The organism is Spirillospora sp. NBC_01491 (genome assembly GCF_036227065.1).
Lineage (GTDB): Bacteria > Actinomycetota > Actinomycetes > Streptosporangiales > Streptosporangiaceae > Spirillospora > Spirillospora xylanilytica.
This window is the reverse complement of sequence record NZ_CP109432.1, coordinates 6673604-6700303: the sequence shown is the minus strand read 5'-3', so window position 1 is coordinate 6700303 and position 26700 is coordinate 6673604. Positions and strand designations below refer to the sequence as shown.

The 26700-nt window shown below is 73.1% G+C and carries 23 protein-coding genes and 3 tRNA genes; 9 read left to right on the top strand and 17 right to left on the bottom strand.

The features are described from left to right. Nucleotides 1–312: 312 nt before the first annotated feature. The 7 genes from OHA34_RS31135 to OHA34_RS31105 all read right to left on the bottom strand — a co-directional run bounded on the left by OHA34_RS31135 (nt 313) and on the right by OHA34_RS31105 (nt 6892). Nucleotides 313–3297, bottom strand: a complete 2985-nt coding sequence (locus OHA34_RS31135) for an AMP-binding protein (RefSeq protein ID WP_329519705.1) — start codon at nt 3295–3297, stop codon at nt 313–315. A 99-nt stretch (nt 3298–3396) separates the two neighbouring features. Next, nucleotides 3397–5046 (bottom strand): AMP-binding protein, encoded by a 1650-nt coding sequence (locus OHA34_RS31130; protein ID WP_285937793.1) that lies wholly within the window; start codon nt 5044–5046, stop codon nt 3397–3399. A 194-nt stretch (nt 5047–5240) separates the two neighbouring features. Then, nucleotides 5241–5630, bottom strand: a complete 390-nt coding sequence (locus tag OHA34_RS31125) for a DUF3054 domain-containing protein (RefSeq protein ID WP_285937794.1) — start codon at nt 5628–5630, stop codon at nt 5241–5243. 95 nt (nt 5631–5725) lie between these two features. Further along, a tRNA-Met gene (locus OHA34_RS31120) sits at nt 5726–5802 on the bottom strand. Nucleotides 5803–5848: 46 nt separating this feature from the next. After that, nucleotides 5849–6022, bottom strand: coding sequence for a hypothetical protein (locus OHA34_RS31115; RefSeq protein WP_285937795.1), 174 nt, complete (start codon nt 6020–6022; stop codon nt 5849–5851). Nucleotides 6023–6091: 69 nt separating this feature from the next. Beyond that, nucleotides 6092–6168, bottom strand: a tRNA-Met gene (locus OHA34_RS31110). Nucleotides 6169–6214: 46 nt separating this feature from the next. Further along, the gene (locus OHA34_RS31105) at nt 6215–6892 is read right to left on the bottom strand and encodes a TetR/AcrR family transcriptional regulator (protein WP_329519704.1); all 678 of its coding nucleotides are present in this window, start codon (nt 6890–6892) and stop codon (nt 6215–6217) included. A 62-nt stretch (nt 6893–6954) separates the two neighbouring features. On the opposite strand from OHA34_RS31105, the gene OHA34_RS31100 reads away from it, so the two are divergent. Next, nucleotides 6955–8178, top strand: a complete 1224-nt coding sequence (locus OHA34_RS31100) for a cytochrome P450 (protein ID WP_329519703.1) — start codon at nt 6955–6957, stop codon at nt 8176–8178. Between the two features lie 176 nt (nt 8179–8354). On the opposite strand, the gene pruA is transcribed toward OHA34_RS31100, so the two are convergent. Further along, nucleotides 8355–9986, bottom strand: coding sequence for an L-glutamate gamma-semialdehyde dehydrogenase (gene pruA / locus OHA34_RS31095; RefSeq protein WP_285937799.1), 1632 nt, complete (start codon nt 9984–9986; stop codon nt 8355–8357). 90 nt (nt 9987–10076) lie between these two features. Further along, nucleotides 10077–11000: a proline dehydrogenase family protein gene (locus OHA34_RS31090; protein WP_329519702.1), complete on the bottom strand. Its 924-nt coding sequence runs from the start codon at nt 10998–11000 to the stop codon at nt 10077–10079. Nucleotides 11001–11118: 118 nt separating this feature from the next. Between OHA34_RS31090 and OHA34_RS31085 the strand changes: the two genes are divergently transcribed. Further along, entirely contained in the window at nt 11119–12234 is a 1116-nt protein-coding gene (locus OHA34_RS31085; protein WP_329519701.1) for a PucR family transcriptional regulator, read from the top strand. On the opposite strand, the gene OHA34_RS31080 is transcribed toward OHA34_RS31085, so the two are convergent. Then, the gene (locus tag OHA34_RS31080) at nt 12212–12961 is read right to left on the bottom strand and encodes an NUDIX hydrolase (RefSeq protein ID WP_329519700.1); all 750 of its coding nucleotides are present in this window, start codon (nt 12959–12961) and stop codon (nt 12212–12214) included. The genes OHA34_RS31085 and OHA34_RS31080 overlap by 23 nt on opposite strands. 86 nt (nt 12962–13047) lie before the next feature. On the opposite strand from OHA34_RS31080, the gene OHA34_RS31075 reads away from it, so the two are divergent. From OHA34_RS31075 to OHA34_RS31065, 3 genes are read left to right on the top strand one after another with little or no spacing between them, the layout of a single operon-like run. Then, nucleotides 13048–14799: a hypothetical protein gene (locus OHA34_RS31075; protein WP_329519699.1), complete on the top strand. Its 1752-nt coding sequence runs from the start codon at nt 13048–13050 to the stop codon at nt 14797–14799. Next, entirely contained in the window at nt 14796–15707 is a 912-nt protein-coding gene (locus OHA34_RS31070) for a 5'-methylthioadenosine/S-adenosylhomocysteine nucleosidase family protein (RefSeq protein WP_329519698.1), read from the top strand. The genes OHA34_RS31075 and OHA34_RS31070 overlap by 4 nt, the downstream gene beginning before the upstream one ends. Before the next feature lie 15 nt (nt 15708–15722). Continuing rightward, nucleotides 15723–16391 (top strand): hypothetical protein, encoded by a 669-nt coding sequence (locus OHA34_RS31065; protein WP_329519697.1) that lies wholly within the window; start codon nt 15723–15725, stop codon nt 16389–16391. Between the two features lie 80 nt (nt 16392–16471). Here the strand turns inward: OHA34_RS31065 and OHA34_RS31060 are convergent. The 4 genes from OHA34_RS31060 to OHA34_RS31045 all read right to left on the bottom strand — a co-directional run bounded on the left by OHA34_RS31060 (nt 16472) and on the right by OHA34_RS31045 (nt 18737). Continuing rightward, nucleotides 16472–16548 (bottom strand) — tRNA-Met (locus OHA34_RS31060). Between the two features lie 63 nt (nt 16549–16611). Next, a complete protein-coding gene (locus tag OHA34_RS31055) occupies nt 16612–17658 on the bottom strand; it encodes a YlbL family protein (protein WP_329519696.1) in 1047 nt (348 codons plus the stop codon). 28 nt (nt 17659–17686) lie between these two features. After that, complete coding sequence (locus OHA34_RS31050; protein WP_329519695.1) at nt 17687–18154, bottom strand: molybdenum cofactor biosynthesis protein MoaE; 468 nt, start codon at nt 18152–18154, stop codon at nt 17687–17689. A 10-nt stretch (nt 18155–18164) separates the two neighbouring features. Further along, on the bottom strand, nt 18165–18737 hold the full coding sequence (locus tag OHA34_RS31045; RefSeq protein WP_329519694.1) for a PPA1309 family protein: 573 nt from the start codon (nt 18735–18737) through the stop codon (nt 18165–18167). A 117-nt stretch (nt 18738–18854) separates the two neighbouring features. On the opposite strand from OHA34_RS31045, the gene OHA34_RS31040 reads away from it, so the two are divergent. Continuing rightward, a complete protein-coding gene (locus OHA34_RS31040; RefSeq protein ID WP_329519693.1) occupies nt 18855–21773 on the top strand; it encodes a UPF0182 family membrane protein in 2919 nt (972 codons plus the stop codon). A 121-nt stretch (nt 21774–21894) separates the two neighbouring features. Here OHA34_RS31040 and OHA34_RS31035 read toward each other — a convergent pair whose 3' ends face one another. Next, a complete protein-coding gene (locus OHA34_RS31035; RefSeq protein WP_285937806.1) occupies nt 21895–22935 on the bottom strand; it encodes an NAD-dependent epimerase/dehydratase family protein in 1041 nt (346 codons plus the stop codon). A 131-nt stretch (nt 22936–23066) separates the two neighbouring features. On the opposite strand from OHA34_RS31035, the gene OHA34_RS31030 reads away from it, so the two are divergent. The 3 genes from OHA34_RS31030 to OHA34_RS31020 are packed head-to-tail and all read left to right on the top strand — an operon-like array spanning nt 23067 to nt 25326. Further along, nucleotides 23067–24530 (top strand): zinc-dependent metalloprotease, encoded by a 1464-nt coding sequence (locus tag OHA34_RS31030; protein ID WP_329519692.1) that lies wholly within the window; start codon nt 23067–23069, stop codon nt 24528–24530. A gap of 20 nt (nt 24531–24550) precedes the next feature. After that, entirely contained in the window at nt 24551–24703 is a 153-nt protein-coding gene (locus tag OHA34_RS31025) for a hypothetical protein (protein WP_285937808.1), read from the top strand. Next, entirely contained in the window at nt 24700–25326 is a 627-nt protein-coding gene (locus OHA34_RS31020) for an NUDIX hydrolase (protein WP_329519691.1), read from the top strand. Before OHA34_RS31025 ends, OHA34_RS31020 begins: the two co-directional genes overlap by 4 nt. Nucleotides 25327–25346: 20 nt before the next feature. Here the strand turns inward: OHA34_RS31020 and OHA34_RS31015 are convergent, their stop codons facing one another. After that, nucleotides 25347–26027 (bottom strand): hypothetical protein, encoded by a 681-nt coding sequence (locus tag OHA34_RS31015; protein ID WP_285937810.1) that lies wholly within the window; start codon nt 26025–26027, stop codon nt 25347–25349. Continuing rightward, complete coding sequence (locus OHA34_RS31010) at nt 26024–26578, bottom strand: M48 metallopeptidase family protein (protein WP_285938603.1); 555 nt, start codon at nt 26576–26578, stop codon at nt 26024–26026. The genes OHA34_RS31015 and OHA34_RS31010 overlap by 4 nt, the downstream gene beginning before the upstream one ends. Nucleotides 26579–26700 lie beyond the last annotated feature (122 nt).

Below are 26700 nucleotides of genomic sequence, written 5' to 3'. Positions count from 1 at the left end.
GGAACGAGGTGACCCGTCCGGGCGTGCAACAAAGGTGCGGATTATGTCGCTTTGTTGTAACGCAACGGGCGCCAGGAAGTCCATAGCGGCGGCCGGGTGACTTGCGCCTCGTCCAGGCGGGGTCAGTGCCCGCTGCGAACGCGATGCGCGCGCACGGATGTGCGCGCCCACCGGAAGCGGCTGCGTGCGGAGCGAGGGCGCACGGCGCGGGCGCGGGGCGAGGTGGACCGGCGGCGGGCGTGGCAGGCAGTCAGCGGGCGCGGCGAGCGGTCAACGGGCGCGGCGCGGGCGGTCAGCGGGCCTGGCGGGCGGTCAGCGGGCCTGGCGGGCGGTCTGCGCGCGGAGCAGGCGGCGGCGGGCGGACTCGGTGAGCGGCCGGTACGCGCCGGAACGGTCGCGGTAGTACGTGCGGCCGTCGCCCACGGGCGGGACGCCCTCCTCGCGCAGCGGCGCGGACAGCAGCCGGTGCCCGCCCGTCACCGGGATCTCGTCCACGATCCGGACGACGGCGGGCCGCAGCCCCGGATCGACCCGCAGCAGCGCCTCGGACAGGTCGACCGGCTTCAGCTCGCCGGCCGCGCCCGCGCGCAGGCTGATCGCCGCGGCGGCCAGCTCGGCGTCGCCGGCCGGGACGCCGTAGACGGCGACCGCGTCGACGCAGGGCAGGTCGCCGAGCGCGTCCCGGATCGGGCCGGGCGGGACGATCCCCTCGGGCGTGCGGATCAGCTCGGCCTCGCGGCCGACCAGCCAGTAGTCGCCGCCCTCGTCGCGGCGGAACAGGTCACCGGTGATCGTCCAAGCGTCCTCGGGCGCGAACACGCCGCGCACCGGGCGGACCGCGGACGCGACCGCGGCCGGGCGGATCCGGGCGAGCAGCATGCCGATCTCGCCGGGCCCGCACTCGGCCGCGAACCCGCCCGGCCCCGCGGCGAGCCGTCCCGCCTCCAGGTCGTAGCGGGCCAGCCGCAGCTCGGCGCTGCCCGGCATCGGGCGGCCGAGCGAGCCGGGCTTCTTGCCGCTCAGGTTGACCAGGATCGCCTCGCCCTCGGTGGAGGCGTAGAACTCCAGCACCCGGGCGGGCGTGAACCGCTCCTCGACCCGCCGCCACAGGCCGCGCGGCATGCCCGAGCCGATGAACAGCCGCACGGCGTGGTGCCGCTCGCCGGGATGCGGCGGCGCGCTCACCAGGTCGCGCAGCAGCGTCCAGGTGTAGGACGCGACGGTCACCCCGTAGCGGCGCGCCTCGTCCCAGAACGTCTCAGGATCGTAGGCGCTGGCCAGGGCGAGCCGGGCGCCGCTCGCGACGGCGCCGCCGAGGCTCATCAGCAGCGCGGACGGATGTTGCAGCGGGGTGATGCTGAAGACGGTGTCGGCCGGTGACAGCGCCGCCGACGAGGCCGTCCCGAACGCCGACAGCGCCCAGCGGCGGTTGGTGATGCGGCTCGCCCGCAGCCGCTCGCCGTCGCCGGTGAACAGCACGAACGCCAGGTCGCCGGCGCGGCCCGGGTTGGGCCGGAACCAGCCCGGCGGCTCGACCCGGGCGGGGTCGATGCGCTCCATGTCCATCAGCGGGAGGCCGAGCTCGCGGGTCGCGCCCCCGCCGCCGAGCAGGTGGCCGGGCACGCCGTCCAGCCGGGACGCGCGGGCGGCGTGCTCGGGGTCGGCGATGACGCGGCCGATCCGGCCGAGCTCGGCCTCGCGGGCCAGGTCGCCGTCGGGGCGCAGCAGCACCGCGACCGCGCCCAGCCTGCTCAGCGCCGCCACCAGCGCGAGCGCGGTCGGCCGGGTCCCCATCAGCACGCCGACCGCGTCACCCTGCCGGACCCCGACGTGGATCAGCCCGCGGACGATCGCGTCGATGCGCCGCTCGGCCGCCGCGTGGGTGTGCGCGCGGCCCTGGTAGAGGAAGAACACGTCGCCCGGGGCGCGGCGCGCCTGCTCGTCGAGCAGCAGGCCGAGCGACATCCGCGTGTCGGCGTGGATGCGTTCGAGCCGGGCCAGCCGGGGCAGGTTGAGCGTGGCCTCGCGGGTGAGCTGCCGCGAGCCGCGCACGGCCCGCGCGGCGGTCTCGGCGGCCGAACGGGCGGCGCTCGAGCCGACGCCCATCGCGAGCTGGAGCCCGTAGCCGGCGGCGCCGCCGGGCAGCGCGGGCGCCGCGGCCTCCTCGTCGCCGTCGACCCGGTGGACGATCCCGGGCAGCTCGCCGCGGCCGTCGCGCCAGGCCGCCCAGGCAGCGACGGCGGGCCAGGTCTGCGTCACCGCGAGGCCGCCGACGACCAGGCCGAAGTGCCCGGCGCGCAGCGACGCCTCGTACACCTGCGCGCGGGACGCGGCGCGGCGGATGCCGCGCACCATCGGCGGCGAGGCGATCTCGTCGACCTCGCCGACGAAGGTGAGCACCGGGCAGGTGATGTCGGCCAGCGTGACCAGCCGGTCGCCGATGACGAAGCCGCCGGTGAGCATCCGGTTGTGCGCGATGAACTGGCGGACGAAGTCGAGCAGCGCCGGGCCCGGCCACGACACCCAGCCCTCGCGTTCAAGGAAGCGGCGCTGCCGCTCGCGCGGGGCGAGGCGCTCGCGGTCGTGCAGCCGGAGGATGAAGTCGACCCGGCTGCGCACCGACTTGACCGGGCTGAGGAGCTGGAAGCCCGTCCGGGTCACCCAGCCGGGCACCGCGAAGCTGCGCAGCAGCGCGTCGGGGATGCGGCCGGCCGCGTCGGACGCGACCCAGCCCGGCAGCCCGAACGGGAGCCCGACGCTGGTGTCGGCGGGGCTGCCGAACGTGACCACCGACGCGACGCCCTCGCCGCGCCGGTACGCGGCGGTCTGGTAGACGAACATGCCGCCCTGCGAGTAGCCGGCGAGGTGCACGTCCCGTCCGGTGATCTCGCGGACCCGGTCGACGGCGTCGCTGACCGCCAGGACGTGGTCGGTGACGGTGCGCTCCAGCCCGCCGGGCTCGCGCTCGGGGGCGCCGAAGTCGACCACCCACGGGTCGACGCCGCGGTCGTACAGCGCGCCCACCGCGCTGACCCGCGAGGAGATGTCGTACACCTCGGCGGTCATCATCAGCGGCGGGACGAGCAGCATCACCGGCCGCCCGGCGCCGTCCCCGGACGCCGCGGCGCGCGGGAAGTAGCGGCGCAGCCGGTAGGTGCGCTGCTCGGTCAGCACGTCGTACGGGGAGGCGTCCTCGCCGGTGTCGAGCCCGCCGAACCGCGCGACCTCGAGAGCGTTCTGGGCGGTGGAGCCCAGGCGCGCGCCCAGGCTGAGCAGCGCTTTGGCAACAGGGGGCATCGTCGACCTCTCAGAGCGTCAACGCCATGTTGCCCCTGTTCAACGCGGTAAGCAATAACGGCCCCCGGATGGGCCGATCTTGCACCGCCGCACCGGGCGTCAGGGGACGATCCGGGCACCTTCCATCCGTCCGGCCCGGAGCTGCTCCCACATGTACCGGCGACGCGGCTTGCCGCTGGAGGTGCGCTGGATCAGCCCGGTCCCGACCACGATGGTGACCTCGACGTCGTCGCCGACCCGGCGGCGCAGCGTCTCGCGGACGCCGTCCACCCACGACGCGTCGCCGGTCTCGGCGAACAGCGCCAGGCCGCGGGTGCCCGCGCCCGGGACGCCGACGACCACGATCCGGCCCTTGCCCAGCCCGGACGCCTCGGCGATCTTGGCCTCCAGGTCCTCGACGTAGACCGAGCGGCCCCGCACCTTGATGCTGTCGCCCATCCGGCCGAGCACGAACAGCCGGCCCTCGTGGAAGAACCCGGCGTCGCCGGTGTGCACCCGGCCCTCGATGAACCGGGTCGACTTGGCCTCCGCGCCCGCGTAGTAGCCGGGACAGGCGGAGACGCCGCCGACAACGATCTCGCCGAGCCGGCCGGCGGGCAGGTCGCGGCCCTGGTCGTCGACGATCTCGACGGGGACGTCCTCCTCGGGCGTCCCGCACCCGACGACCCAGCCGGCCTTGGCGCCGAGCGACTCCGCGCCGAGGGTGTGCTGCTCGAGGACGCGGACCTTCTCGCCGAACGCCAGCGACTCGCCGTCCGGACGGACCGCCAGCGGGTCGCGGCGCGGATGGTCCATGGTCACCAGCAGCGTCGTCTCGGCCATCCCGTAGGCGGGCTTGAACGAGGCGCGGGAGAACCCGAACGGCTCGACCAGCCGGGCGAAGACCTCCAGCGCGTGCGGGTCGATCGGCTCGGCGCCGATGATCGCCGTCTTCCAGCCGGACAGGTCCAGGCCCTCGAGCTCCTCGGGCTTCACCCGCCGCGCGCAGTAGGCGTACGCGAAGGGCGGCGCCGCCGTGTGCGCGGCCTCGGCGAAGCAGCGGATCCAGCGGGCCGGGTCGCGGATGAAGTGGTCCGGGCGCATCAGCCGCAGGGCGGCCTGCCGGGCGATCGGGGTGAGGAAGCAGCCGATGAGGCCCATGTCGTGGTAGAGCGGCAGCCAGGAGGCGACCACGTCGTCGTCCTCGAACCCGGCGGTGCGCGCGATCAGCTCGCAGTTGGCCTCCAGGTTCTCCCAGGTGACCATGACGCCGCGCGGGGCGCCGCTGGAACCGGAGGTGAACTGGAGGAGGGCCAGCTCGCCGGGCACCCGCACCTCGGCCTCGGCGTCCGCGCGGCGCGGCAGCCACGGTTCGCCGGGAAGCCCGGCCTCCGCGAGCGCGCGGGCGGCGCGTCCGGCCAGGTCGGCGGAGGCGATGGTGAGCGCCGGGCGGGCCTGCCGCAGGATCGCCGCGACGTGCGCCACGTAGTCGTCGCCGTCCTGGAACAGCGGCGGGGTGATCAGGCAGACGGTCGCGCCGGCGGCCCACACCGCGTAGTAGGTCTCGATGCAGGTGAAGTCGGTCGGCAGGATCAGGCACACGACGTCGCCGGGACGCACCCCGTCCTCGATCAGCGCGGCGGCTGTGCGCCGGGCTCCCGAGGCCAGCTCGCCGTACCCGCGGAACTCCCAGCCGCCGTCGTCGGTCGCGAGCTGGACGCCGCGTCCGATGTTCGGCTTGTCCAGCCAGTCCCGCAGCCCAGATGCCATGGTGCCCCCTTCATGTACCCGCCGCCACCCACGTGACTAGCGAGTAACTTCACCAGCGCGGCGGCGCCGCCGTCAACCACGCCGGGCGACCGAAGAGACCACCCGGTCATGTGGAGCGCCACCGCCCCCGCGGGTTTGTGAGCCGGGTGACAAGGACCGTCCCGAAAGTTGTGCGCCGGGGCGGGACGTGCGGGTCAGCGGCCGGGCAGGAACGCGTCGCGGGAGGAGCGCATCGAGTTCAGCACCCGGGCCACCAGCCGCCAGCCGAGCAGCGCGAGCCCGAGGAACGTCAGGGCGACCACGATGAACGAGAACGCGGTGCCCTGCCCGGACGCCACGCGCAGCACCATGCCCACGGCGACGGTCACGGCCCACACGCCGATGCCCGCCGGGAACAGCGCGAACGGCCCCGGACGCCGCCACACCCGCAGCAGCGCCCACCCGGCCGCCAGTCCCGCCAGGAACGGCCAGGCCGTGGTCGCCATCCCGGCGAGGCCGCCCGCCTCCTCGTGCGACGAGCGTCCGATCGCGACGAAGAGGAGCACGCAGCACACATCGAGGAACGCGGCCATGACGTTTCGCATTCACCCAGGATAGGCGCGGAGGGCGAGTCCTCGGGAGAAGCGGAAAGGCCCGGTCGGTGCAGACTGTGTCTGCACCGACCGAGCCCATTTCCTTCTGGTAGCGGGGGCAGGATTTGAACCTGCGACCTCTGGGTTATGAGCCCAGCGAGCTACCGAACTGCTCCACCCCGCGTCGGATGTCTTAACTCTATGGGGCCCGTCCCGCTTGCGCAAACCGGTTAGGCGCCCGCTTGCGCGAGCCCGTCGGGCGCGGCCCGATGGGGGGCCGCGAGCGCCGCGGTCAGCATCTCGATCAGGTCGGTCACGAAGGCGTCGTGGCCGAGCAGCGAGCCGCCCGCAGGACCGGCGAGGCTGCCCGCCTCCTCTTCACTCAGGATAGGCGCGGAGGGCAAGTCCTCGGGAGAAGCGGAAAGGCCCGGTCGGTGCAGACCGTGTCTGCACCGACCGAGCCCATTTCCTTCTGGTAGCGGGGGCAGGATTTGAACCTGCGACCTCTGGGTTATGAGCCCAGCGAGCTACCGAACTGCTCCACCCCGCGTCGGATGTCTTAACTCTATGGGGCCCGTCCCGCCTGCGCAAACCGGCTAGGCGCCCGCCTGTGCGAGCCCGTCGGGCGCGGCCCGATGGGGGGCCGCGAGCGCCGCGGTCAGCATCTCGATCAGGTCGACCACGAAGGCGTCGTGGCCGAGCAGCGAGCCGCCCGCAGGCCCGGCACGGTCGGCGCAGTCGGCGCGGCCGACGCGTCCGGTGCGGTCGGCGAGCGCGGCGGCGAGGAAGGCGATCATCACCGCGATGCGCTCCAGCGCGAGCGCGGCGGGCAGGAAGCCGAGGCAGCACTCCTCCAGCAGCGCGAGCTGCCGGGCGATCGCGGTGCCCTCGATCGGGCCCGGCACGGCGTGGCCGCGGATCCCCGCCCGGCCCGAGACCTGGGCGACCACGCGCAGGAAGTCGCGCCCCTCCTCGGTGCGCAGCTCGCCGGCGATCGGTTCGACCACGGCGGCCACGATGCCGCGCAGGTCGGACGGGTCGAGCCGGGGCAGCGCGGCCAGGCGGGCGGGCTCCATCCGGTCGACCCCGGCGCGCAGGACGGCCTCCAGCAGCCCGCGCCGCGAGCCGAAGTGGTAGGTGATCGCCGAGTCGTTGCCCTGCCCGGCGAGCGCCACGATGTCGCGGGTCCTGGCGGCGTCGACGCCCTCGGCGGCGAACAGCCGGGCCCCGGCGCGGAGCAGCCGCTCCCTGGTCGCTCTTGCGTCTCTCGGCACGGCGGTGATACTAACAGGAGGCGTTAATAACGGTGATCGTTACAACCGAGGGGTGCCGGGCCATGGGCGACGCACACGACCAGTACGACCCGTTCGACCCCGACTTCCAGGCCGATCCCTACCCCGCCTACCGCCGGCTCCGCGACGAGGAGCCCGTGCACCGGCACGGCGCCCCGCCGTTCTGGGCGCTGTCGCGGTTCGAGGACGTCTGGACGGCGGTGCGGGACGCGGCGGCCTTCTCGTCCGCCGAGGGCCTGACGTTCTACCCCGACGAGATCGGCGCGCTCGGGCTGGCGCCGACGATGGTGATGCTCGACCCGCCCCGGCACACCGCGCTCCGGCGGCTGGTCGGCCACGGCTTCACGCCCCGCCGCGTCGGCGCACTGGAGGACCTGCTCCGCGAGTTCGTCCGCGGCCGGATCGCGGTGATGGAGCGCACGGTCGCTGACGGCGAGCCCGCCGACCTGCACCGCGACTTCTCCTCGCCGCTCCCCACGTTCGCGCTGGCGCACCTGCTGGGCGTCCCGGAGCCGGACCGGGCGCGGTTCGGCCCGTGGGTGACGGCCCTGACCCGCCTCCAGGACGACGGGTTCGACGCGGGCGCCCTCGATTCGGGCGGCGCGGCCGGGGCGGTCGCCGAGATGTTCCAGTACTTCACCGACCTGATCACCGCGCGCCGGGCCGCGCCCACCGGCGACCTGATCAGCGCGCTGACCGCCGCCGAGGCGGACGGCGAGCGGCTCACCGACTGGGACATCCTCGGGTTCTGCTTCGTCATGGTCGCGGGCGGCAACGACACCACCGGCAACCTCATCTCGCACGGCGTGGCGCTGCTCGACGGCGACCACGCCCAGCGCGAGAGGCTCGCCGCCGACCCGGCGCTCATCCCGAACGCGCTGCTGGAGTTCCTGCGGCTGGAGGGGTCGGTGCAGGGGCTGGCCCGGACGACGACCCGGCCGGTGGTGCTGCACGGCGTGGAGATCCCCGCCGGCGAGAAGGTGATGATGCTGTACGGGGCGGCCAACCGCGACGAGCGCGAGTTCGGCCCGACCGCCGGACGGCTCGACGTGACCCGCGAGATCCCGCGCCACCTGGGCTTCGCCAGCGGCGTGCACTTCTGCATCGGCTCGCACCTGGCCAAGCTCCAGGCCCGCGTCGCGCTGGAGGAGCTGCTGGCCGCGCACCCCCACGTCGGGGTCGACCTCGACCGGGCCGAACGGCTCTCCTCGGCGTTCACCCGAGGCTGGACGAAGCTTCCCGCCACCGGCCTCGCCCCGTCCACCTGATCACCACCGGCCCGCCGCCGCGCCGTCCCCTCCCCCGGCCTCTGAGTTCGCCCCTGAGCCTCTGGACGAACGGCGCCGGGCCGTCCGCCAGGAGTGGTGGCGGACGGCCCGGGCCGGCCATATGGGCCCCGGGAGGGCCCATGTGCGGGTGGGGTCGGTCGGATGTGCGGCCGGTGTCAGCCCATGTGCGGGTAGCGGTGGCCGGTGGGCGGGACGAAGGTCTCCTTGATCGAGCGCGGCGACGTCCAGCGCAGCAGGTTCTGCGCCGACCCCGCCTTGTCGTTGGTGCCGGACGCGCGGGCGCCGCCGAACGGCTGCTGCCCGACGACCGCGCCCGTCGGCTTGTCGTTGACGTAGAAGTTGCCGGCCGCGTAGCGCAGCACCCGCATGGTGTGCGCGATGGCCCCGCGGTCCTGCGCGATCACCGCGCCGGTCAGCGCGTACGCCGAGACCGACTCCATCTGCGCGAGCACCTCGTCGTACCGCGCGTCCTCGTAGACCAGGACGCCGAGGATCGGCCCGAAGTACTCGGTCTTGAAGATCTCGTCGTCCGGGTCGGCGGAGACCAGCACGGTCGGCCGGACGAAGTAGCCGACCGAGTCGTCGCAGGTGCCGCCCGCGACGATCTCGACCGCCGGGTCGGCCTCGGCCCGCTCGATCGCCGCGCGGTTCTTGGCGAACGCCCGCTCGTCGATCACCGCGCCCATGAAGTTGCCCAGGTCGGTGACGTCGCCCATGCTCAGCGACTCGACCTCGGCGGCGAGCTCCTCCTTGAAGCCGTCCTCCCAGATCGAGCGCGGGACGTAGGCGCGGGACGCCGCCGAGCACTTCTGCCCCTGGTACTCGTAGGCGCCGCGGACCAGCGCGGCCTTCAGCGCCTCCCGGTCGGCGGACGGGTGCGCGACCACGAAGTCCTTGCCGCCGGTCTCGCCGACGAGCCTCGGGTAGGTCCGGTACGTGCCGATGTTGGCGCCGACGGTCCTCCACAGGTGCTGGAACGTCGCGGTCGAGCCGGTGAAGTGGATCCCGGCGAGGTCGGGGTGGGTCAGCGCGACCTCCGACACCTCCAGGCCGTCCCCGGTCACCAGGTTGATCACGCCCGGCGGGAGCCCGGCCTCCTCCAGCAGCCGCATCAGCAGCACGGCCGAGTAGGTCTGGGTCGGCGACGGCTTCCACACCACCACGTTGCCCATCAGCGCGGGCGCGGTCGGCAGGTTCCCGGCGATCGCGGTGAAGTTGAACGGGGTGATCGCGTAGACGAACCCCTCCAGCGGCCGGTGGTCGGTCCGGTTCCACACCCCGGGGCCGCTGATCGGCTGCTCGGCCATGATCTGCCGGGCGAAGTGCACGTTGAACCGCCAGAAGTCGATCAGCTCGCAGGGGCTGTCGATCTCGGCCTGCTGGGCGGTCTTGGACTGCCCGAGCATCGTCGCCGCCGCGATCCGCGCCCGCCACGGCCCGGCCAGCAGGTCGGCGGCCTTGAGGAAGACCGCGGCGCGGTCGTCGAACGACAGCTCCCGCCAGGCGGGTGCCGCGGCGAGCGCCGCGTCGACCGCGTCCCGCGCGTCCTGCCGGGTGGCGGTGCCGAACGTGCCGAGCACGGCGGCGTGCCGGTGCGGCTGCACCACGTCGGTCTTGGCCCCGGCGCCGAGCCGCCGCTCGCCGCCGATCGTCATGGGCAGGTCGATCGGGCCGGCGCCCGCGAGCTCGGCGAGCGCGGCCTCCAGCCGGGCCCGCTCGGGGCTCCCGGGGGCGTAGCCGAGCACGGGCTCGTTCACCGGGGCGGGCACGTTGGTCACGGCGTCCATGGAACGGTCCTCCTCAAGGGGTCGGGGCAGAAGGCGGGGGGTCAGCGGGAGACGAGTAGGCAGAGCGCAGGAAGAAGGCGGGGGTGGGGGTCAGCGGGAGACGAACGACCGCAGGAAGAAGGCGAGGTTGGCGGGACGCTCGGCAAGGCGGCGCATGAAGTAGCCGTACCAGTCGGAGCCGTACGGGACGTACACGCGCATCCGCTCGCCGGACGCGGCCAGCCGCCGCTGCTCCGCGGCGCGGATCCCGTACAGCATCTGGAACTCGTACGAGTCGGTCGTCCGCCCGTTGCGCCGGGCGAGGTCGAGCGCGATCTCGATGACGCGCGGGTCGTGGGTGGCGACCATGGGGTGACCGTCGCCGTCCATCAGCGTCCGCAGCGCCCGCACGTAGGCGCGGTCGACCTCCTGGCGGCCCTGGTGGGCCACCGACTCGGGCTCGGCGTAGGCGCCCTTCACCAGCCGCACCCGGGAACCCTCGTGGACGAGGTCGGCCAGGTCGCCCTCGGTCCGGCGCAGCATCGCCTGGATCGCGACGCCGGTCGAGGGGAAGTCGGTCCGCAGCTTGCCGAGCGCGGCCAGCGTCGCGTCGACCGTGGTGTGGTCCTCCATGTCGAGGGTGACCGTCATGCCGTGCCGGGCCGCCGCGGCGGCGATCTCGCGGGCGTGGTCGAGCGCGATGGACGCGCCGCCGGGCAGCGCCCCGCCGAGCGCCGACAGCTTCACCGACGCCTCGGCGGACGCGGTGAGGCCGTGCTCGGCGAACGCGGCGAACAGCGCCAGGTAGGCGTCCCGGGTGGCCTCGGCCTGGACCCGGTCGGTGGTGTCCTCACCGAGGTGGTCGAGCGTCACCGCCAGCCCGTCCCCGATCAGCTCGCGCACCGCCTTCAGCGCGGCCTCCAGGTCCTCGCCGGCGACGAACCGGTCGACGACGCCCCGGGTGAGCGGCACCGCCGTGACCAGCCGGCGGATCCGGTCGCTGCGCGCGGCGGCGAGAAGAACAGGACTGACCACGATGACCTCCCGAGCTGCGATGTCCTGCCTCTCAAGCTACGAGCCGGAGCCCCGTCCCCCTACAGCCGACTGTCACCCGTCCAGGCCGCGAACTTCATACAGACGTACAATCGGGGACATGGCCGCCGATCTCCAGGAAATCGTGGAAAGCGCCGCCGACCTGCTGGGCGCCCCGGCGACGCTGGAGGACCGCGACTTCCACCTCGTGGCGTACGCGGCGCACGGCGACACGATCGACCCCGTCCGGATGGAGTCGATCCTGCACCGCCGCGCCACCGAGGCCGTCCGGTCCCGGTTCGAGCGCTTCGGCATCGCCCGCGCCACCGGCCCCGTCCGGATCCCGGCCGACCGCGCCGCGGGCGTCCTCGGCCGTCTCTGCCTGCCCGCGCGCTGGCACGGCGTGACCTACGGCTACCTGTGGCTGCTCGACGACAGCGGGACGATCTCCGACGAGCTCGCCGCGCGGGCCATGCCCCTCTGCGAGCGCGCGGGCCTCCAGATGGCCCGCCAGGCCCGCGAGCGCGACGATCTCGGCTGGAAGCTCGCCGACCTCCTGTCGGCCCAGCCCGAGGTGCGCGGCCAGGCCGCGGCCGACCTGGCCGAGGCACTGCCCCCGCCCCTGGCCGTCGCCGTCCTGCGCGCCCCGGGCCCCGAGCCCCGGCCGCTGAACCCGTGGCTGCTCCCCCGCTCGGTCCTCACCACCGTCTGGGAACGCGACCACGTCCTGGTGTTCCCGATGTCCCGTGCGGGCGACGTCGTCGAGCGGGCCCGCCGCCTCCTCGCCGAACGCAGCCCCGAACCCGTCCAGGCCGGCTCGTACGGCCCCTGCGACGCCCTCACCGAGGTCCGCGAGGGCTGGCTCCGCGCCCGCGTCGCCGCCCGCGCCGCCGCCACGGGCGAGACCCGCGACTGGACCTCGCTGGGCGTCCTGCGCCTCCTGCGCTGCGCCGCCGACGAGGCGCTGTCCCAGGCCGTCCTCACCCCGGGCGCGGACCGCCTGCTGGCCCACCCCGACCTGGCCGCCACCGCCCGCGCGTTCCTCGACCGCGCCGGCAGCGTCCAGCACACCGCCCGCGACCTCAGCATCCACCGCCAGACCCTCTACCACCGCCTCCGCCGCATCGAGGAGATCACCGCCCTCGACCTCTCCACCGGCCAGGACCGCCTCACCCTCCACCTGGCCCTCACCCTCTCCCCCTACCTGCCCCCGTTCACCGCAACCCCACCGCAGTAACCTGCGCCTCCGCCACACCCCCCGCGCGGAGCAGAGGCGGCGAAAGCAGCCTCGCCGGCCCCCGCCGGTAGAGCGCGGCAGGACGGCCCGCCTCCGGAACCCGCCGCTCCCCGGTGGGCTCCAGAAAGCTCTCCGCACGGGTGACCTTCCGGCGGAAGTTGCTCGGATCGAGCGCCACCCCCCAGACCACCTCGTACACCCGCCGCAGATCGGCGATGGTGAAGGGCTCCGGGCAGAACGCCGCCGCGACCGTCGTGTACTCCAGCTGCGACCGCGCCCGCTCCAGCGCCTCACGCAGGATCACACCGTGGTCGAACGCTAGCTCGGGCTCCCCGGTGAGCGCCGCCTCCACCGGCGCCCAGTGCGCCGCCCGCGCGTCGGTTCCCGCCATCGGGATCGGCAGGTCTGGCCCCAGCGCCAGGTAGGCCACCGTGATCACCCGCCCGCGCGGGTCGCGTCCCGGATCGCCATAGGTCCGCAGCTGCTCCAGGTGCAGCCGGTCCCCGTCCAACCCCGTCTCCTCGCCGAGCTCGCGGGTGGCGGCCTCGTCCAGCGTCTCCCCCTCCCGGACGTATCCGCCCGGCAGCGCCGGAAGGCCGAGGTAGGGCCGGTTGCCCCGCTCGATCAACAGCACGTGGAGCTCGTCCTCCCGGATGGTGAGGATCACCAGGTCGACGGTGACCGCGACCGGCTCGCGCGGGCCTCGCTCACGCACGTTCCGCGACATCCCGCCTCCTTTAAAGGTCGTATTGACTTTAATCTAGCGGGCGACTTAAGGTCACACCTACCTGAAGTCGGACCAGCGAGGGTGCCATGAGCCGATCGCCAGTGTCACTGACCAAGAAGTCCCCCGGCCGGACCGACCGGGGAGACGAGACGACCCGCCGCCTCTGCGTGGGCGTCTATCTCGATCACGAGTTCCGGGACACCGTCATCCGGGACGTGCTCAACAACACTCGCCACCGCGTCGCGCCGTCCTACGGATTCGACCTCGTTCCGGTGGCCGACCACGCTTGGCGCGCCTGGACGCTGGAGAACCTCCAGCACACGTGCATGCTCGCCATTCTGGCCATCACGGGCGTCCACAGCCCGGCCGCCGTGATCACCGCGCTGTGCATGCTCCTGCTCTGGGGACTGGCGGGACCGGTCGCGCGCATGGTCACGCAGGTGATCGTTCTCAAGATCAAGTCCTTCATCCCGAGCCGGTTCCACAAGTACAAGACACGTCAGGAGCTCATCGACGCCCACGACCTGGAACGCCGGACGACCTGCCTCAAGCTGAGCCTGGCCGGCTGCGCGCTGGCGCTGGTCGCCCCGGCCCTCTGCGCGGGAGTCGCGGAGATCCCGTTCTCCGCGGCACTGACCTTGGCGACGGCGGCCCTGGGGCTGATGGCGGGAGTCGCCTCGCTCATCACGGCGGCCCGCCAGCGGTCCATCGGCGTGGCGCAGGACCCGGGCACACCGCGTCCGGCGATGCTGTCCCGGCGATTGAGGACGATCGACCGGCAACAGACCCATCCCGTCGTCGTCTTCCGCAGACCCGAGTCGGAGGACGAGGACGAGGACGTCCCCCGGTTCTCCTTCGACCGTGACGAGCCGCGCTTCTTCCTGGGAAGCGGCGAGCTCGTGCACCGCTGGCTGCCTCCGCTGGCGATCCAGCTGCTGCGCCCCGAGCACAAGGGAATGAACAGCACTTTCCGGGCAGCGGACGAGTCCGACGGCCTCGCCCGACGAGGCCATGTGAGTCCACCCTTCCAAGCGCACGAGCTGGTCGACCACCTCCGGCAGGTCATGAGGCCGATCGGCCACAGCGCGGATCCGATCAGGCTGCCCGGCTACCAGGTCAAGGACCGCGTGTTCGTGGCCGAGGAGGACGTGCCGGAGCACCGCGCGCTGTTCGGCTGCTCCTGGGACCCCGCCCTCCTCCGGAGGATCATCAACGATCCCTACAGCGCAGCCCAGCACTTCCTGGAGATGCGCGTCACCTCGTCCGGTGAGCTGGTCACCACGGTGTTCCTGCGCGTGACCGTGAAGGGGCGGTCGCTCGTCCTGGACTTCGCTGCCTGCGCCCTGACCCGCACCCCCTCGGAGTATCAGCGGGCCGGGCGTCGGGCCCGGACACGCGCGGGCTCCCTCGTCTGGCCCGCCCTCAAGGCTCCGTGGCGGCTCCCCGCCGAGATCTGCCGTTCCTGGCACCTGCTCAAGGCTCCGGCGACCCTCATCAACGCGGTGCGCGCACACCGGAGCCGCGCCGAAGGGACCGGGCACGGACCGCAGCCGAGCGTTCGCGAGGACAGAGCCGCCAAGTGGGAGCTCGCCACCTTCGACAAGCCGACGATCCTCGCCCAGATGAAGATCATCGAGCAGCGGCTACTGAAGGCGACCCAGGACTTCCTCAAGGACCACGACGTCGACACCTCGGCCTTCGAGAAGCGTGCGGAGACCCTGATCAGCGCCAGCGTGCTCAACATGGGCGGACGCGTCGACATCAGCAACTCGGCGGTCGGCGACAACGCCCAGATCATCCACAACACCCCCGTGGCCTTGGAAGGGGCACAGTCATGACCGATCACCTTCACGTCGACGGCATCTACAACACCGGGGGCACCACGAAGGTCACTGGATCGGCCGTCGGCCACCGTCCCGTCCTGAACACGGTCACGCCGGCCGCGGACCAGCAGGCGGGCCAGGCCGGAGGTGGACGTACCGGGGCCGACATCGGGGTCATCACGATCCTCGGGGTGGAGACCAGCGCCGTCCGGCTGGCGCTGGGGCTGCGGGAGGCGCGGGAAGGGGCGCTGCGCTTCTACACGGGGGAGGTCGCGGCGGACGGCGATCCGGTCAAGGTCGCCGCCGTGCAGGCCCTCTCCCAAGGCCAGCGGTCGACCATGGCGGCCTACGAGAACCTGCGGCGCCACCATGATCCGGACGTCATCGTCCTCGCCGGGATCGGCGGCGGCGTCCACCCCGAGGTCGAGGTCGGCGACGTCGTGGTGGCCACCCGGGTCGTCTACTACGACCTGCGCAAGGAGACTCCGCTCGGCACCCGGCGCCGCGGGGAGGAGCGCGAGAGCCCCGCCGGCGTCGGACACTCGGTCAACGCGTTCTTCAGCGACCACGACCCCGCCGAGTTCACCGTGGAGGACCCCGGCGGCACCAGCCGGACCATGCGCGTGCGCAACGGGCCCATCGGCACCGGGGACGCGGTGATCGCCGACCGGGACGCCGACATCCTGCGCTACCTCGCCGAGTTCAACGACAAGATCCTCGCGGTGGACATGGAGGCGGGCGGGCTCAGCCAGGCCTGCCACGAGCGGTCGGCCGGGACCGAGCGGCCGCACGGCTGGGCGGTGGTGCGGGGCATCTCCGACGACGCCGGGACGGGCAAGAACGACGACCACCACCGGGTCGCCTCCTGGCACGCCGCTTTCGCCCTGCGCAGTCTCCTTCCGTATCTGCGCGCGGGCGCCTAGACCGGGGAGGCCGGCGTGACGGAGTTCGTGCTCGGCGTCCTGAGCTCGCTCGCGGCGACCATGATGACGGTCACCGGCGGTCTGGTGGCCTCCAGGAGGGCCCGGCAGTGGCCGACCGTCCTGCTGTCGCGGCTCACCGCCCTCGGCGTCCTGCGGACATACCCGCGGCAGCGGGCGGCCAACGCCGACCTTCCGGGCGAACTCCAGCGCGCCAGGTGGGTCGGGGTCCTGGCCGGACGGGGGAACGAGCTGACCCGCGACGGCTTCGCGCGGATGTGGCGCGAGGCGGGGCCCCGCCTGCGGTCAGTCCGGGTCCTGCTCCCAGACCCGAGCGGGGACGCGGGCTCGTGGCTCGCCCGGCGCGAGTCGGCGATGCGGCGCTTCGACCCTGGCATGCGACCCGGGCTGCTCGCCGACCAGGTCCGGGCCAACGCCGCCTACCTGCTGGAGGTCGTCCGGCAGCGCGAGGCCGTCGCGCTGCGCTTCTACGACCTGCCGAACCTCTACCGGATCATCATCACCGACAGCGTCGCCTACATCACCTTCTACGAGCCGGGCGAGCACGGACGGAACTCGCCTTGCGTCGTCGCGCGGGGGCCGGGGCTTATGTATGACTTCGCGCTGGGGGTGTTCTCGGCCGCCTGGGAGTGCGGGCGGAATGCCGAGGAAGTCAGCCTGAACTAGGCGGAAGGGGAAAAGGGGGCCCGGGAAAAGCGAAAGACCCGGCTGGTGCGAACTGTGTTCGCTCCAGCCGGGTCTTTCCTTGGTAGCGGGGGCAGGATTTGAACCTGCGACCTCTGGGTTATGAGCCCAGCGAGCTACCGAACTGCTCCACCCCGCGGCGTTGTCTTAACTCTATTGCATCCGGGGTGATCGGCCAAATCGGTGCGGCCGGGCCCGTTCCTCAGGAGCAGGCGGGGATCTGGCCGCCCTGGCCGTTGAGGGCGTTGACCGACTTCACGGCGCTGTCGAGGGTGTCGGCGCGGATCAGGCGGAGGCCGTCGGGGCGGGCGGCGGAGGCGTCCGTGCAGTTGTCCTTGGGGGTCAGGAAGACCGTCGCGCCGGCCTGGCGGGCGGCGATCATCTTCTGCTGGATGCCGCCGATCGGGCCGACCTTGCCCTCGGGGGTGATCGTGCCGGTGCCGGCGATGAACTTCCCGCCGGTGAGCGAGCCGGGGGTGAGCTTGTCGACGATGGCGAGCGAGAACATCAGGCCGGCGCTCGGGCCGCCGACGTCGCCGACGCTGATGTCGATCTTGAACGGGAACTTGTAGCGGTCGCCGAGGACGACGCCGATCACGGCGCGCTTGCCGGTGGGGTCGGCGACGGTGGTGACGGAGACCTTCTGCTCCGCGCCGGCGCGCCGGACGGTCAGCTCGACGGCGTCGCCGGCCTTGTGCTTGGCCATCAGGCCGGTGACCTGGGCGGCGCTGGCGGTCTTGGTGCCGTCGACCGCGATGACCTCGTCGTCCGGCTTGATCTTGCCGTCGGCGGGCCGGCCCTTCTGCACCGAGTCGATGACGACCTGGGTGCCCAGCGGGATCTTGAGCTGGTGCAGGGCGGCGGCCTCGGCGCTCTCCTGCGAGTCGTGCATCTGCCGGGTGTTCTCCTGGTCGACCTGCTGCTGCGACTCGTTCTTGGGGAAGACCGTCTCTTCGGGGACGATCGCGGTGTCGCTGGCCAGCCAGCCGCGCAGCGCGCTGAACAGGTCGATCCGGCCGCCGGGGCCGCCCCGGTAGGTGACCGTGGTGAAGTTGAGGTGCCCGCCGTCGTCGTAGGTCTGTCGCCCCTCGATCTTGATGAGCGGCTGGCCCTTGTCGTTGGCGCCGAGCGTGTTGCTCGTCGGGCCCGGCATCAGCGCGACGTACGGGACGGGCAGGAACGAGCCAACGAGAGCCAGCACCAGGACGAGCACGCTCGCGGCGGTGAGCGTGGCGGCACGACGAGACATGCCGGAAACTCTATGCCGAAGCGGGGCCTCAGCAGGCCCCGACCCACTCGTCCCCGCCGTCGGCGAAGGTCTGGTGCTTCCAGATGGGCACCAGCGCCTTGAGGTCGTCGATCAGCCGCCGGCACGCCTCGAACGCCTCGGCGCGATGCGGGCTGGACGCGGCCACCACGACGGCCAGGTCGCCGATCTCCAGGTCGCCGACCCGGTGCACGGCGGCGAGGGCCAGCACCGGGAGGTCGGCGGCGACCTTCTCCATGACCGCGCGGAGCTCCCGCCCGGCCGTCGGGTGGGCGCTGTAGGACAGGTTCCGGACGGCCCGCGCGTGATCGGCGTCGCGGACGGTGCCGACGAACAGCGCGGTGCCGCCCGCGGCCGGGGAGCCGACGGCGCCGAACACCTCGTCCACCGACAGGGGGGTGTCGCGGACGTCCGCCAGCCGGATGACCCCGGGCCCGGCCGGGACGGACCCGGCCGGGGAAGCAATGACCTCGCTCACGTCCCGCAGGCTACCCGCCCGCCCGCCGATCCTGATCTCCCGCCGCGGCCGGACGCGCGGCGGCGTCCGGCTCGTCGGGGTCGAGGGTGGCGGCGAGGGCCTCGGCGAGGGCGGGGACCAGGTCCGGGCCGGCCAGCACCTCGTCGTCGGCGTCGTGCCGGCGGAGCCGCAGCGCCGAGTGGCGGGTGCCGTCGCGCAGCACGCCGACCACCATGCGGACGTCCTCGCGGGCCGGATGCTCGGCGGCCCAGGCGACGGCCTCCTTCTCGTCCTCGGGGATCTCCTCCTCCACCTCGGGCGGCAGCACCACCCGTTCGATCACCAGGGCGCAGCCCTCGACGGCGTCCGGCCAGGCGATGGTGGCGAGCGCGTCCTCGACGGCGGACTGCTCGGGCAGCGCGGGCTGTTCGAGGGCGGCGAGGGTGTCGGCGTCCGATTGCAGGCCGAGCTGGTCGGCCAGCTCCGGCTCCGCGCGGCGCAGCTCGACGCTGCGCACCAGCGCGTAGAGGCGCGGAGCGGTGTCCCATCCTTCCAGGGCCGAATGACGTTCGAGGTCCAGCACGACTTCTTCCAGAAGACTCACGGGGCCATCTTTCCCCCAATCAGCCCGGGGAAATGCGGGAACCCCACGCCAACTCGGTAAGTTGCATACACAGCACCGGCGTGCCGCCGGTGGGCACGACCATGAACGGAGGGGCCCTTGACCTTCCGGACTCCCGAATTCGGGCGCCGGCTCGGTAGCGGCCGGACCCGACTGGTGCTACCGGTCCTGGCCGTACTGGCGGTGCTGCTGATCGCCTTCATGGTGTTCACCGCGCTCTGGACCGACCTGCTCTGGTACCGCTCGGTGCACTTCTCGTCGGTCTTCACCACCATGCTGTGGGCGCGGGTAGTGCTGTTCGTCGGCGCCGGCCTGTTCATGGCGCTGGTGGTGGGCGCGAACGTGATGATCGCGCACCGGCTGCGGCCCGCGTACCGGCCGCTGTCGGTCGAGCAGCAGGGCCTCGAACGTTACCGGACCGTGATCGACCCCCGGCGCAAGCTCATCACCGCGGGGCTGCTCGGCCTGCTGGCCGTCCTGACCGGCTCGTCGGTGTCCGGCCAGTGGCCGGTCTGGCTCGCGTTCCTCCACCGCACCTCCTTCGGCCAGGTCGACCCGCAGTTCCACAAGGACATCTCGTTCTACGTCTTCACCTACCCGTTCCTGCGGCTGGTGCTGGGCGTGGTCTTCGCGACGGTGATCCTGTCCATCCTGGCCGCGGTGATGGTGCACTACCTCTACGGCGGGCTGCGCCTCCAAGGGCCGGGCGACAAGGCCAGCCCTCCCGCGCGCGCGCACCTGTCGGTGCTGGTGGGCGTGTTCATCCTGCTGAAGGCGTTCGCCTACTGGTTCGACCGGTACGGGCTCGTCCACTCCGAACGGGGCGTCACCACCGGCGCGTCCTACACCGACGTCAACGCCCTGCTGCCCGCCAAGACGATCCTGGCGATCATCGCGCTGATCTGCGCCGCGCTGTTCTTCAGCAACCTGATGCGGCGCGGCATGATGCTGCCCGGCGTGGGCTTCACGCTGCTGGTGCTGTCGGCGATCCTGGTCGGCGGCCTCTACCCGCTGCTGATCCAGCAGTTCCAGGTCAAGCCGGACGAGCTCGCCAAGGAGCGGCAGTTCATCCAGCGCAACATCGAGTTCACCCGCAAGGCCTACGGCGTCGGGGACGTCAGGCCCGCGGCGTACGGGGCGCAGCCCGAGACCGACACCGGGCGGCTCCAGGACGAGGCCGGCAAGCTCGACGGCGTGCGGCTGCTCGACCCGACCGTGGTCGGCGAGACGTTCCAGCAGCTCCAGCGCGTCCGGCCGTTCTACCGGTTCCCCGACACCCTCGACGTCGACCGCTACAAGGTCACCGACGGCGGCCGGCAGAAGACCGTCGACACGATCGTGGCGCTGCGCGAGCTGTCCGGGGCTCCCGCCGGGCAGAAGAGCTGGGTCAAGGACCGGATGGTCTACACGCACGGCTACGGCTTCGTGTCCGCCTACGGCGACCGGTTCACCGGCGGCGGCGAGCCCGAGTTCCTGACCAAGGACATGCCGTCGGCGGCCAACGCCCAGATCAAGGTCGACCAGCCGCAGATCTACTACGGCGAGCACTCCCCGTCCTACTCGGTGGTCGGCGGCGCGGGCCAGAACGAGCTCGACTACCCCGACAACAGCTCGGCCGGGCAGGAGAACACCACCTACAAGGGCGCCGGCGGCGTGCCGATCGACTCGTTCTTCAACAAGCTCCTCTTCTCCGCCAAGTTCCAGGAGAAGAACCTGATGCTGTCCGGGGCGATCAAGAAGAACGCCAAGATCCTCTACAACCGGACGCCGCGCGACATGGTGCACCGCGCCGCGCCCTGGCTCACGCTCGACGGCGACCCGTACCCGACCGTGGTGGACGGCAAGGTCACGTGGATCGTCGACGGGTACACCACCTCGTCCGGCTACCCCTACTCCGAGCAGACCAGCCTCGGCGAGGCCACCCGCGACACCATCACCGACACCCGGTCGGCGGTGGCGCGGCAGGCCAACGACCGCGTCAACTACATGCGCAACTCGGTCAAGGCGACCGTGGACGCCTACGACGGCACCGTCAAGCTCTACCAGTGGGACGAGAAGGACCCGGTGACCAAGACCTGGATGAAGGTCTTCAAGAACACCGTGGAGCCCAAGAGCGCGATCCCGGCGGAGCTGGAGAGCCACTTCCGCTACCCGCAGGACATGTTCAAGGTGCAGCGGCAGATCCTCGCCAAGTACCACGTGACCGACCCCGGCGCGTTCTACAACGGTGAGGGCTTCTGGGACGTGCCGGAGGACCCGGGCGCGAAGGGCCGGCGGCAGCCGCCGTTCTACCAGAGCCTGGCGATGCCGGGCAGCCCCACCGAGGACTTCTCCCTCACCACCGTGTTCAACCCGGTCAACAACCCCAACCTGGCCTCGTTCATGGCGGTCGGGTCCACCCCCGGACCCGACTACGGCAAGATCCAGATCTTGCAGCTGCCGCGCACGCCGCCGACCCAGGGGCCGGGGCAGGTGCAGAACACGTTCGAGACCAACGCGCAGGTCAAGGACTCGCTGTACCGGCTGCGCCAGGGCAACACCCGCACCGTGGCGGGCAACCTGCTGACGATCCCGTTCGGCAAGGGCCTGCTGTACGTGGAACCGATGTACGCGCTGGCGGCCGGAGGCGCCGAGCAGCAGCCGTACCCGATCCTCGGCCAGGTGCTGGTGCGGTTCGGCGACCGGATCGCGTCCGGCAAGACCCTGCCGGAGGCGATGAAGCTGCTCCTCGGCGGCGCCGGGGCCACCCCGCCGCCGGCGGCCACGCCCGGGAAGCCCGCGCCGCAGGGCGGGCCCGAGCTGAGCCAGGCCGTCCGGGACGCCATCACCGACCTGCAACGGGCCGTCGACGGCTACGAGAAGGCCCGCAAGGACGGCGACTATCCCGCCATGGGCACCGCGTGGGAGCAGATCAAGAAGGCCAAGGAGGCGTTGAGCGCCGCCAACCAGGCGGCGGTCAAGCAGCCCGCCGCATCGCCCCCGCCGTCCGGCTCCCCGAGCGAGAAGCCGTCCAGCTAGTCCCGGGCTCCGCCCGCCCGCCTGGACCGGTTTCCGGTCAAGGCGGGCGGGCAAAGCGATCAAAGCAGCGGCGAACGGGCCGGGGCCGCGGGCCGGCGGGGCGGACCTGGACGGACGGAGGTCAGCGGCGCCGCTTGCGGGCGCGGCGGATGGCCGCGGCGGCGCCGATCGCGGCCACGGTGGCGCCCGCGGCGGTCGCCATGGTGGCCTCCTTGCCGCCGACGCGGCGGCCGACGACGGCGTGCCGTCCGGCGGTCTCCTCCATCACCACGCGCAGGGCGGTGGCGTTGTCGTACCCGGGCTTCCAGCCGGCCGCCCGCAGCCGGGCGCAGTCGACCACCCACGGGTAGGCGACGTAGTGCAGGTCGGTCGCGGGCGCGGGGGTCATGCCGAGGCGGTGCAGCCGCTGCGCCATCCCGAAGGTGAGCGCGGCGGGCAGCTCGAAGCTCCGCTTGCCCGCGATCTCGTTGACCTCGTCCGAGCCGAGCCAGCCGTCGCAGCCCACGCCGAGCGGGCCGGGCAGGTCCTCGACGACCACCAGTTCGAGGGCGGCGGCCAGGTCCTCGACGTGGCAGAACTGCCAGCCGGTGGTGCAGCCCTTGACCGACAGCAGCCTGGGCGACTCGAAGTGGCGGGTCACGACCGTGTCGATGCCGGGCCCCACCAGCGCCGCCGGGCGCACCACCGTGACCTCGAGGCCCGGATGGGTGACCGGCGCGTTCGCGGCCAGGTCCTCCATCTCCAGGAAGTCGCCGGCGATGCTCTCGTTGGCCTCGGCGAGCAGCGGGGCGTCCTCGAGGAGCGGCACCTCGTTGCCCGGCCCCGCGCCGTAGACCATCGCGCTGGTGACCAGGACCACCCGGCGGACCCGGGCCGCCGCGGCGGCGGTCACCACCGTCTGCGCGCCCCGCACGTTGTGGGTGCGGCGCTCGCGCGGGTCGGCCTCGGGCGACTGCTCGACGTCCAGGTTGACGATCACGTCGACGTCCGAGAGCCGGTTGGACAGCAGCGGATCGCGGATGTCGACGACCCGCCAGGTGACGTCCGGCACATCTCCGCGCTGCCCGTCGATCGCGACGACCTTGCGGATCTCCTCACGCTCGGCGAGCCGGGCGGCCAGCAGCCGCCCCGCCCCTGTGGCCGCCCCGGTGACGGCGACCACCGGGGCCTTGCTACGCCGAGGGCGAACCTTGCCCGTTGCCACGGGGGTGCCCCCTTCCTTGTGTACGCGACTTCGCCGGGACCGGCTAACGTTGCGGATATGAGCCCATCATGCATCCCAGGGGCAAACCGATGAGTGACAATCCCTTCGGCTTCAACCGTCCAGGCGACGACGGAGACGACGACAAGCCCCAGGATCCATTCAAGGCCATGGGCGGCGACATGTCGCAATTCGCCGACATGTTGCACCGCTTCGCCGACATGCTCGGCAGCCAGGGCGCCGGCGGCGCCGAGGGCGGCCCGCTGAACTGGGATCTGGCCAAGAACATCGCCCGGCACTCGGTCGTCGAGCAGGGCGACCCCTCGATCGTGGACGCCGAGCGGCGCCAGGTCGAGGAGGCGCTGCGGCTGGCCGATCTGTGGCTTGACGAGGGCACCACGCTGCCCGCCGGCATCCGCACCCCCCAGGCGTGGAGCCGGTCGGAGTGGATCGAGCAGACGCTGCCGGTCTGGGCGAAGGTCTGCGACCCGATCGCGTCCCGCATGGTCGACTCGATGGGCGGCGCGCTCGGCGGCGGCGAGATCCCCGCCGACGTGCAGGCGATGGCCGGCCCGCTGATCGGCATGGTCAAGCAGATGGCCGGCGCGATGGTCGGCGGCCAGGCCGGGCAGGCGCTCGGCGCGCTCGCCCGCGAGGTCACCGGCTCCGCCGACGTCGGCCTGCCGCTGGCCCCCGGCGGTGTCGGCGCGCTGCTCCCCGCCGGGGTGGACGCGTTCGGCGCCGGCCTCGAGGTGTCCGGCGACGAGGTGCGGCTCTACCTGGCGCTGCGCGAGGCCGCGCACCAGCGGCTGTTCGCCCACGTGCCGTGGCTGCGCGCGCATTTGCTGGGCGCGGTCGAGGAGTACGCGCGCGGCATCACCGTCGACCTGTCGGGCATCGAGCAGGCCGTCCAGGGGCTCGACCTGAACAACCCCGAGGCCATCCAGGAGGCGCTCGGCGGCGAGCTGTCGCTCCAGCCCGAGGAGACGCCCCGGCAGAAGGCGGCGCTCGCCCGCCTGGAGACCGCACTGGCGCTGGTCGAGGGCTGGGTCGACACCGTGGTCAACCAGGTCGCCGAGGGCCGGCTGCCCGGCTCGGTGAAGCTGTCGGAGGCCGTCCGGCGGCGCCGCGCCACCGGCGGTCCGGCCGAGCGCACCTTCGCCACGCTGGTCGGCCTGGAGCTGCGGCCCCGGCGGCTGCGCGAGGCGGGCGTCCTGTGGCGCACGCTCACCGAGGCGCGCGGCATGCAGGGCCGCGACGCGCTGTGGGACCACCCCGACCTGCTGCCGACCGCCGACGATCTCGACGACCCCGAGGGCTTCGCGCACGGCAAGGACGAGATCGAGGGGCTGTCCGACCTCGACATCTCCGCGCTCACCGCCGATCACCCCGAGATCGGCCGCACCGACGGCACATCCGGCAAGCCTGGAAAGCCCGGCGAGGACGGCGCTGCCGAGGGCGACGACAAGCCCGACAAGCCCGACGAGAACGGGCGAGGCGGCGCGGATGGCGGGGGCAAGGGCCCGGACGACGGCGCGCCGGGGCCCCGCTCGTGATGTACCGGGCAGGTTCGCGAGTGAGCGGCTGCCGGTACGAGCCCGGCTCGTCCACGAACGTGATCAGGCGGCGGGTCGCCCGCGCCGGACTGTGCTGGCAGCGCCCGATCGACCAGGAGCGGCGCCGCCTGCACCCGGCCAATTCGCGGTACCCGCGCGTGCGGCGGGTATGAGCCGCCCGGACGGCGCCGCGGGGCGGCTGCACGCCGACGCTCTGCGGGTGCTGACCGCGTGGGAGGCGCCCGACGCCGTCCAGGACGAGGAGCGCCGGGAGTTCCTGCGTCACCTGGCCGTCCACCCCGACGGGCTCTGGCGGGAATGCGCCCCCGGGCACATCACCGCCAGCACCGCCGTGCTCGACGGCACCGGCACGCGGGTGCTGCTGACCCTGCACCGCAAGCTCAAGGCGTGGCTCCAGCTCGGCGGGCACTGCGAGCCGGGCGACGCGTCCCTCGCCGCCGCGGCGCTGCGGGAGGCCACCGAGGAGTCGGGCATCGCGGGGCTGCGGCTGCGTCCCGAGCCGATCCGGCTCGACCGGCACGCGGTGCCCTGCCATCCGGGCGGTAGCTGGCACCTGGACGTCCAGTACGTCGCGTTCGCCCCGGAGAACGCCCGGCACGCGGTCAGCGACGAGTCCGACGCGCTCGGCTGGTTCCCGGTGGACGCGCTGCCCGAGCCCTCCGACGACATCGTCCGCCGCCTGGTCGAACGGGCCGCGGCTCAAGGGCTGAGCAGCCCAACGGCCGAGCGGTCCGAGGGCGACCGGCCGGACGGGCCACACGGCTACTCAGGGTGACCGGCGGCGGGCCGCCCGGCTCAGCGGCCGAGCGGGTCGCCCTCCAGGAGTGCGCGGGTGTTCTCCCAGCCCTCCAGGCCCGGATCGAGGAGCCGCACGTCGGCGGCGGTGCGGAGCCGGTGCCAGCTCGGCGCCTGCGGCACCTGCCCGGGACGGGGCGCGGCGGCCCGCAGCAGGCCCAGCGCGTCGGGCGTGTCGAGATCGACGTCCTCCAGCGCGGCGGCCAGCCACTCCGGCAGCGGCAGCCGGGCGGCGAGCGCCACCAGCCCGTCGCCGCGGCCCGTGCCCCCGGCACTCTCGGCCTGGCAGGCGGCGGCCGGGGCACTGCCGAGCGCGCGGAAGAGCTTGCCGAGCAGCAGCGGCGGCAGGTCGGGCGCGTCCGGCGCGATCAGCGCGGCCTGCTCGGCGCCGAGGGCGTGCAGGGCGGCGAACGCGCGCGGCAGCGTGGGTTCGCGGACGATCGCGGTGCCCGGCCAGGTGACCGCCTCGGCGTCCGGCTGGCCGGGCGGGTGCAGGACCAGCGCGGGCGTCACCAGTTCGAGGCCCGCGACGACCTCGTAGGTGTCCTCCAGCAGCGCGAGCCGGAACTCCGCGGCGTCGATCCCCGGCGGAGCCTCCCCACCGCTCGCCCCGCCGCTCCCCCGGGGCGTCCCGGCCGGCATGGACAGGACGGCGGCGTAGCGGGTGCCCGCGCCGGTCACCCGGCGACCTCGTGCTGGTAGTCGTCCCCGTGGTGGAGGACGTCGCCGCGGTGCAGGTCGTCGTCGCGGGCGAGCTCGTCGCCCGCCGGGTCGGCGTCCATCGGCAGGTGCGCCGCGGCGGTGACGCCCTCCAGGTAGCCGCGTGCCCGGTCGGCCTTGGGGTAGCTGCCGACCAGTTCCCAGAAGTCGGTGCCGTGCCCGGGGATCAGCAGGTGCGCCAGCTCGTGCACCAGGACATAGTCGACGACCCAGGCGGGCATGCCGCGCAGCCGGGTGGACAGCCGGATGGTGCCGTCGTCCGGGGTGCACGAACCCCAGCGGGTCCGCTGGTTCGCGACCCAGCGGACGCTCACCGGGTCGGCGCGGCCGGACAGATATCGGCGGGAGAGTTCATGGGCCCGTGCTTCGAGGTCGGCGTCGCTGGGACGCCGACGTCGTTCCCTTTCCGCGAGCCGTTCGAGGATGGTGGCGATCCACTGTTCCTCCTCGGCCTTGCTCAGCCGGGACGGCAACATCACCACCACCTTGTCCCCGTCGCGGTAGGCGGACACCGTCCGCCGGCGTCGGCTGCTGCGGCGGACCTCAACATTTGGGGGCACGTCAGAACCGTACCTAAAAATTTGCGTCCTCCACAGGGGGTGTTTGACATCACCCCAGGTCAACCCCAGTCTTT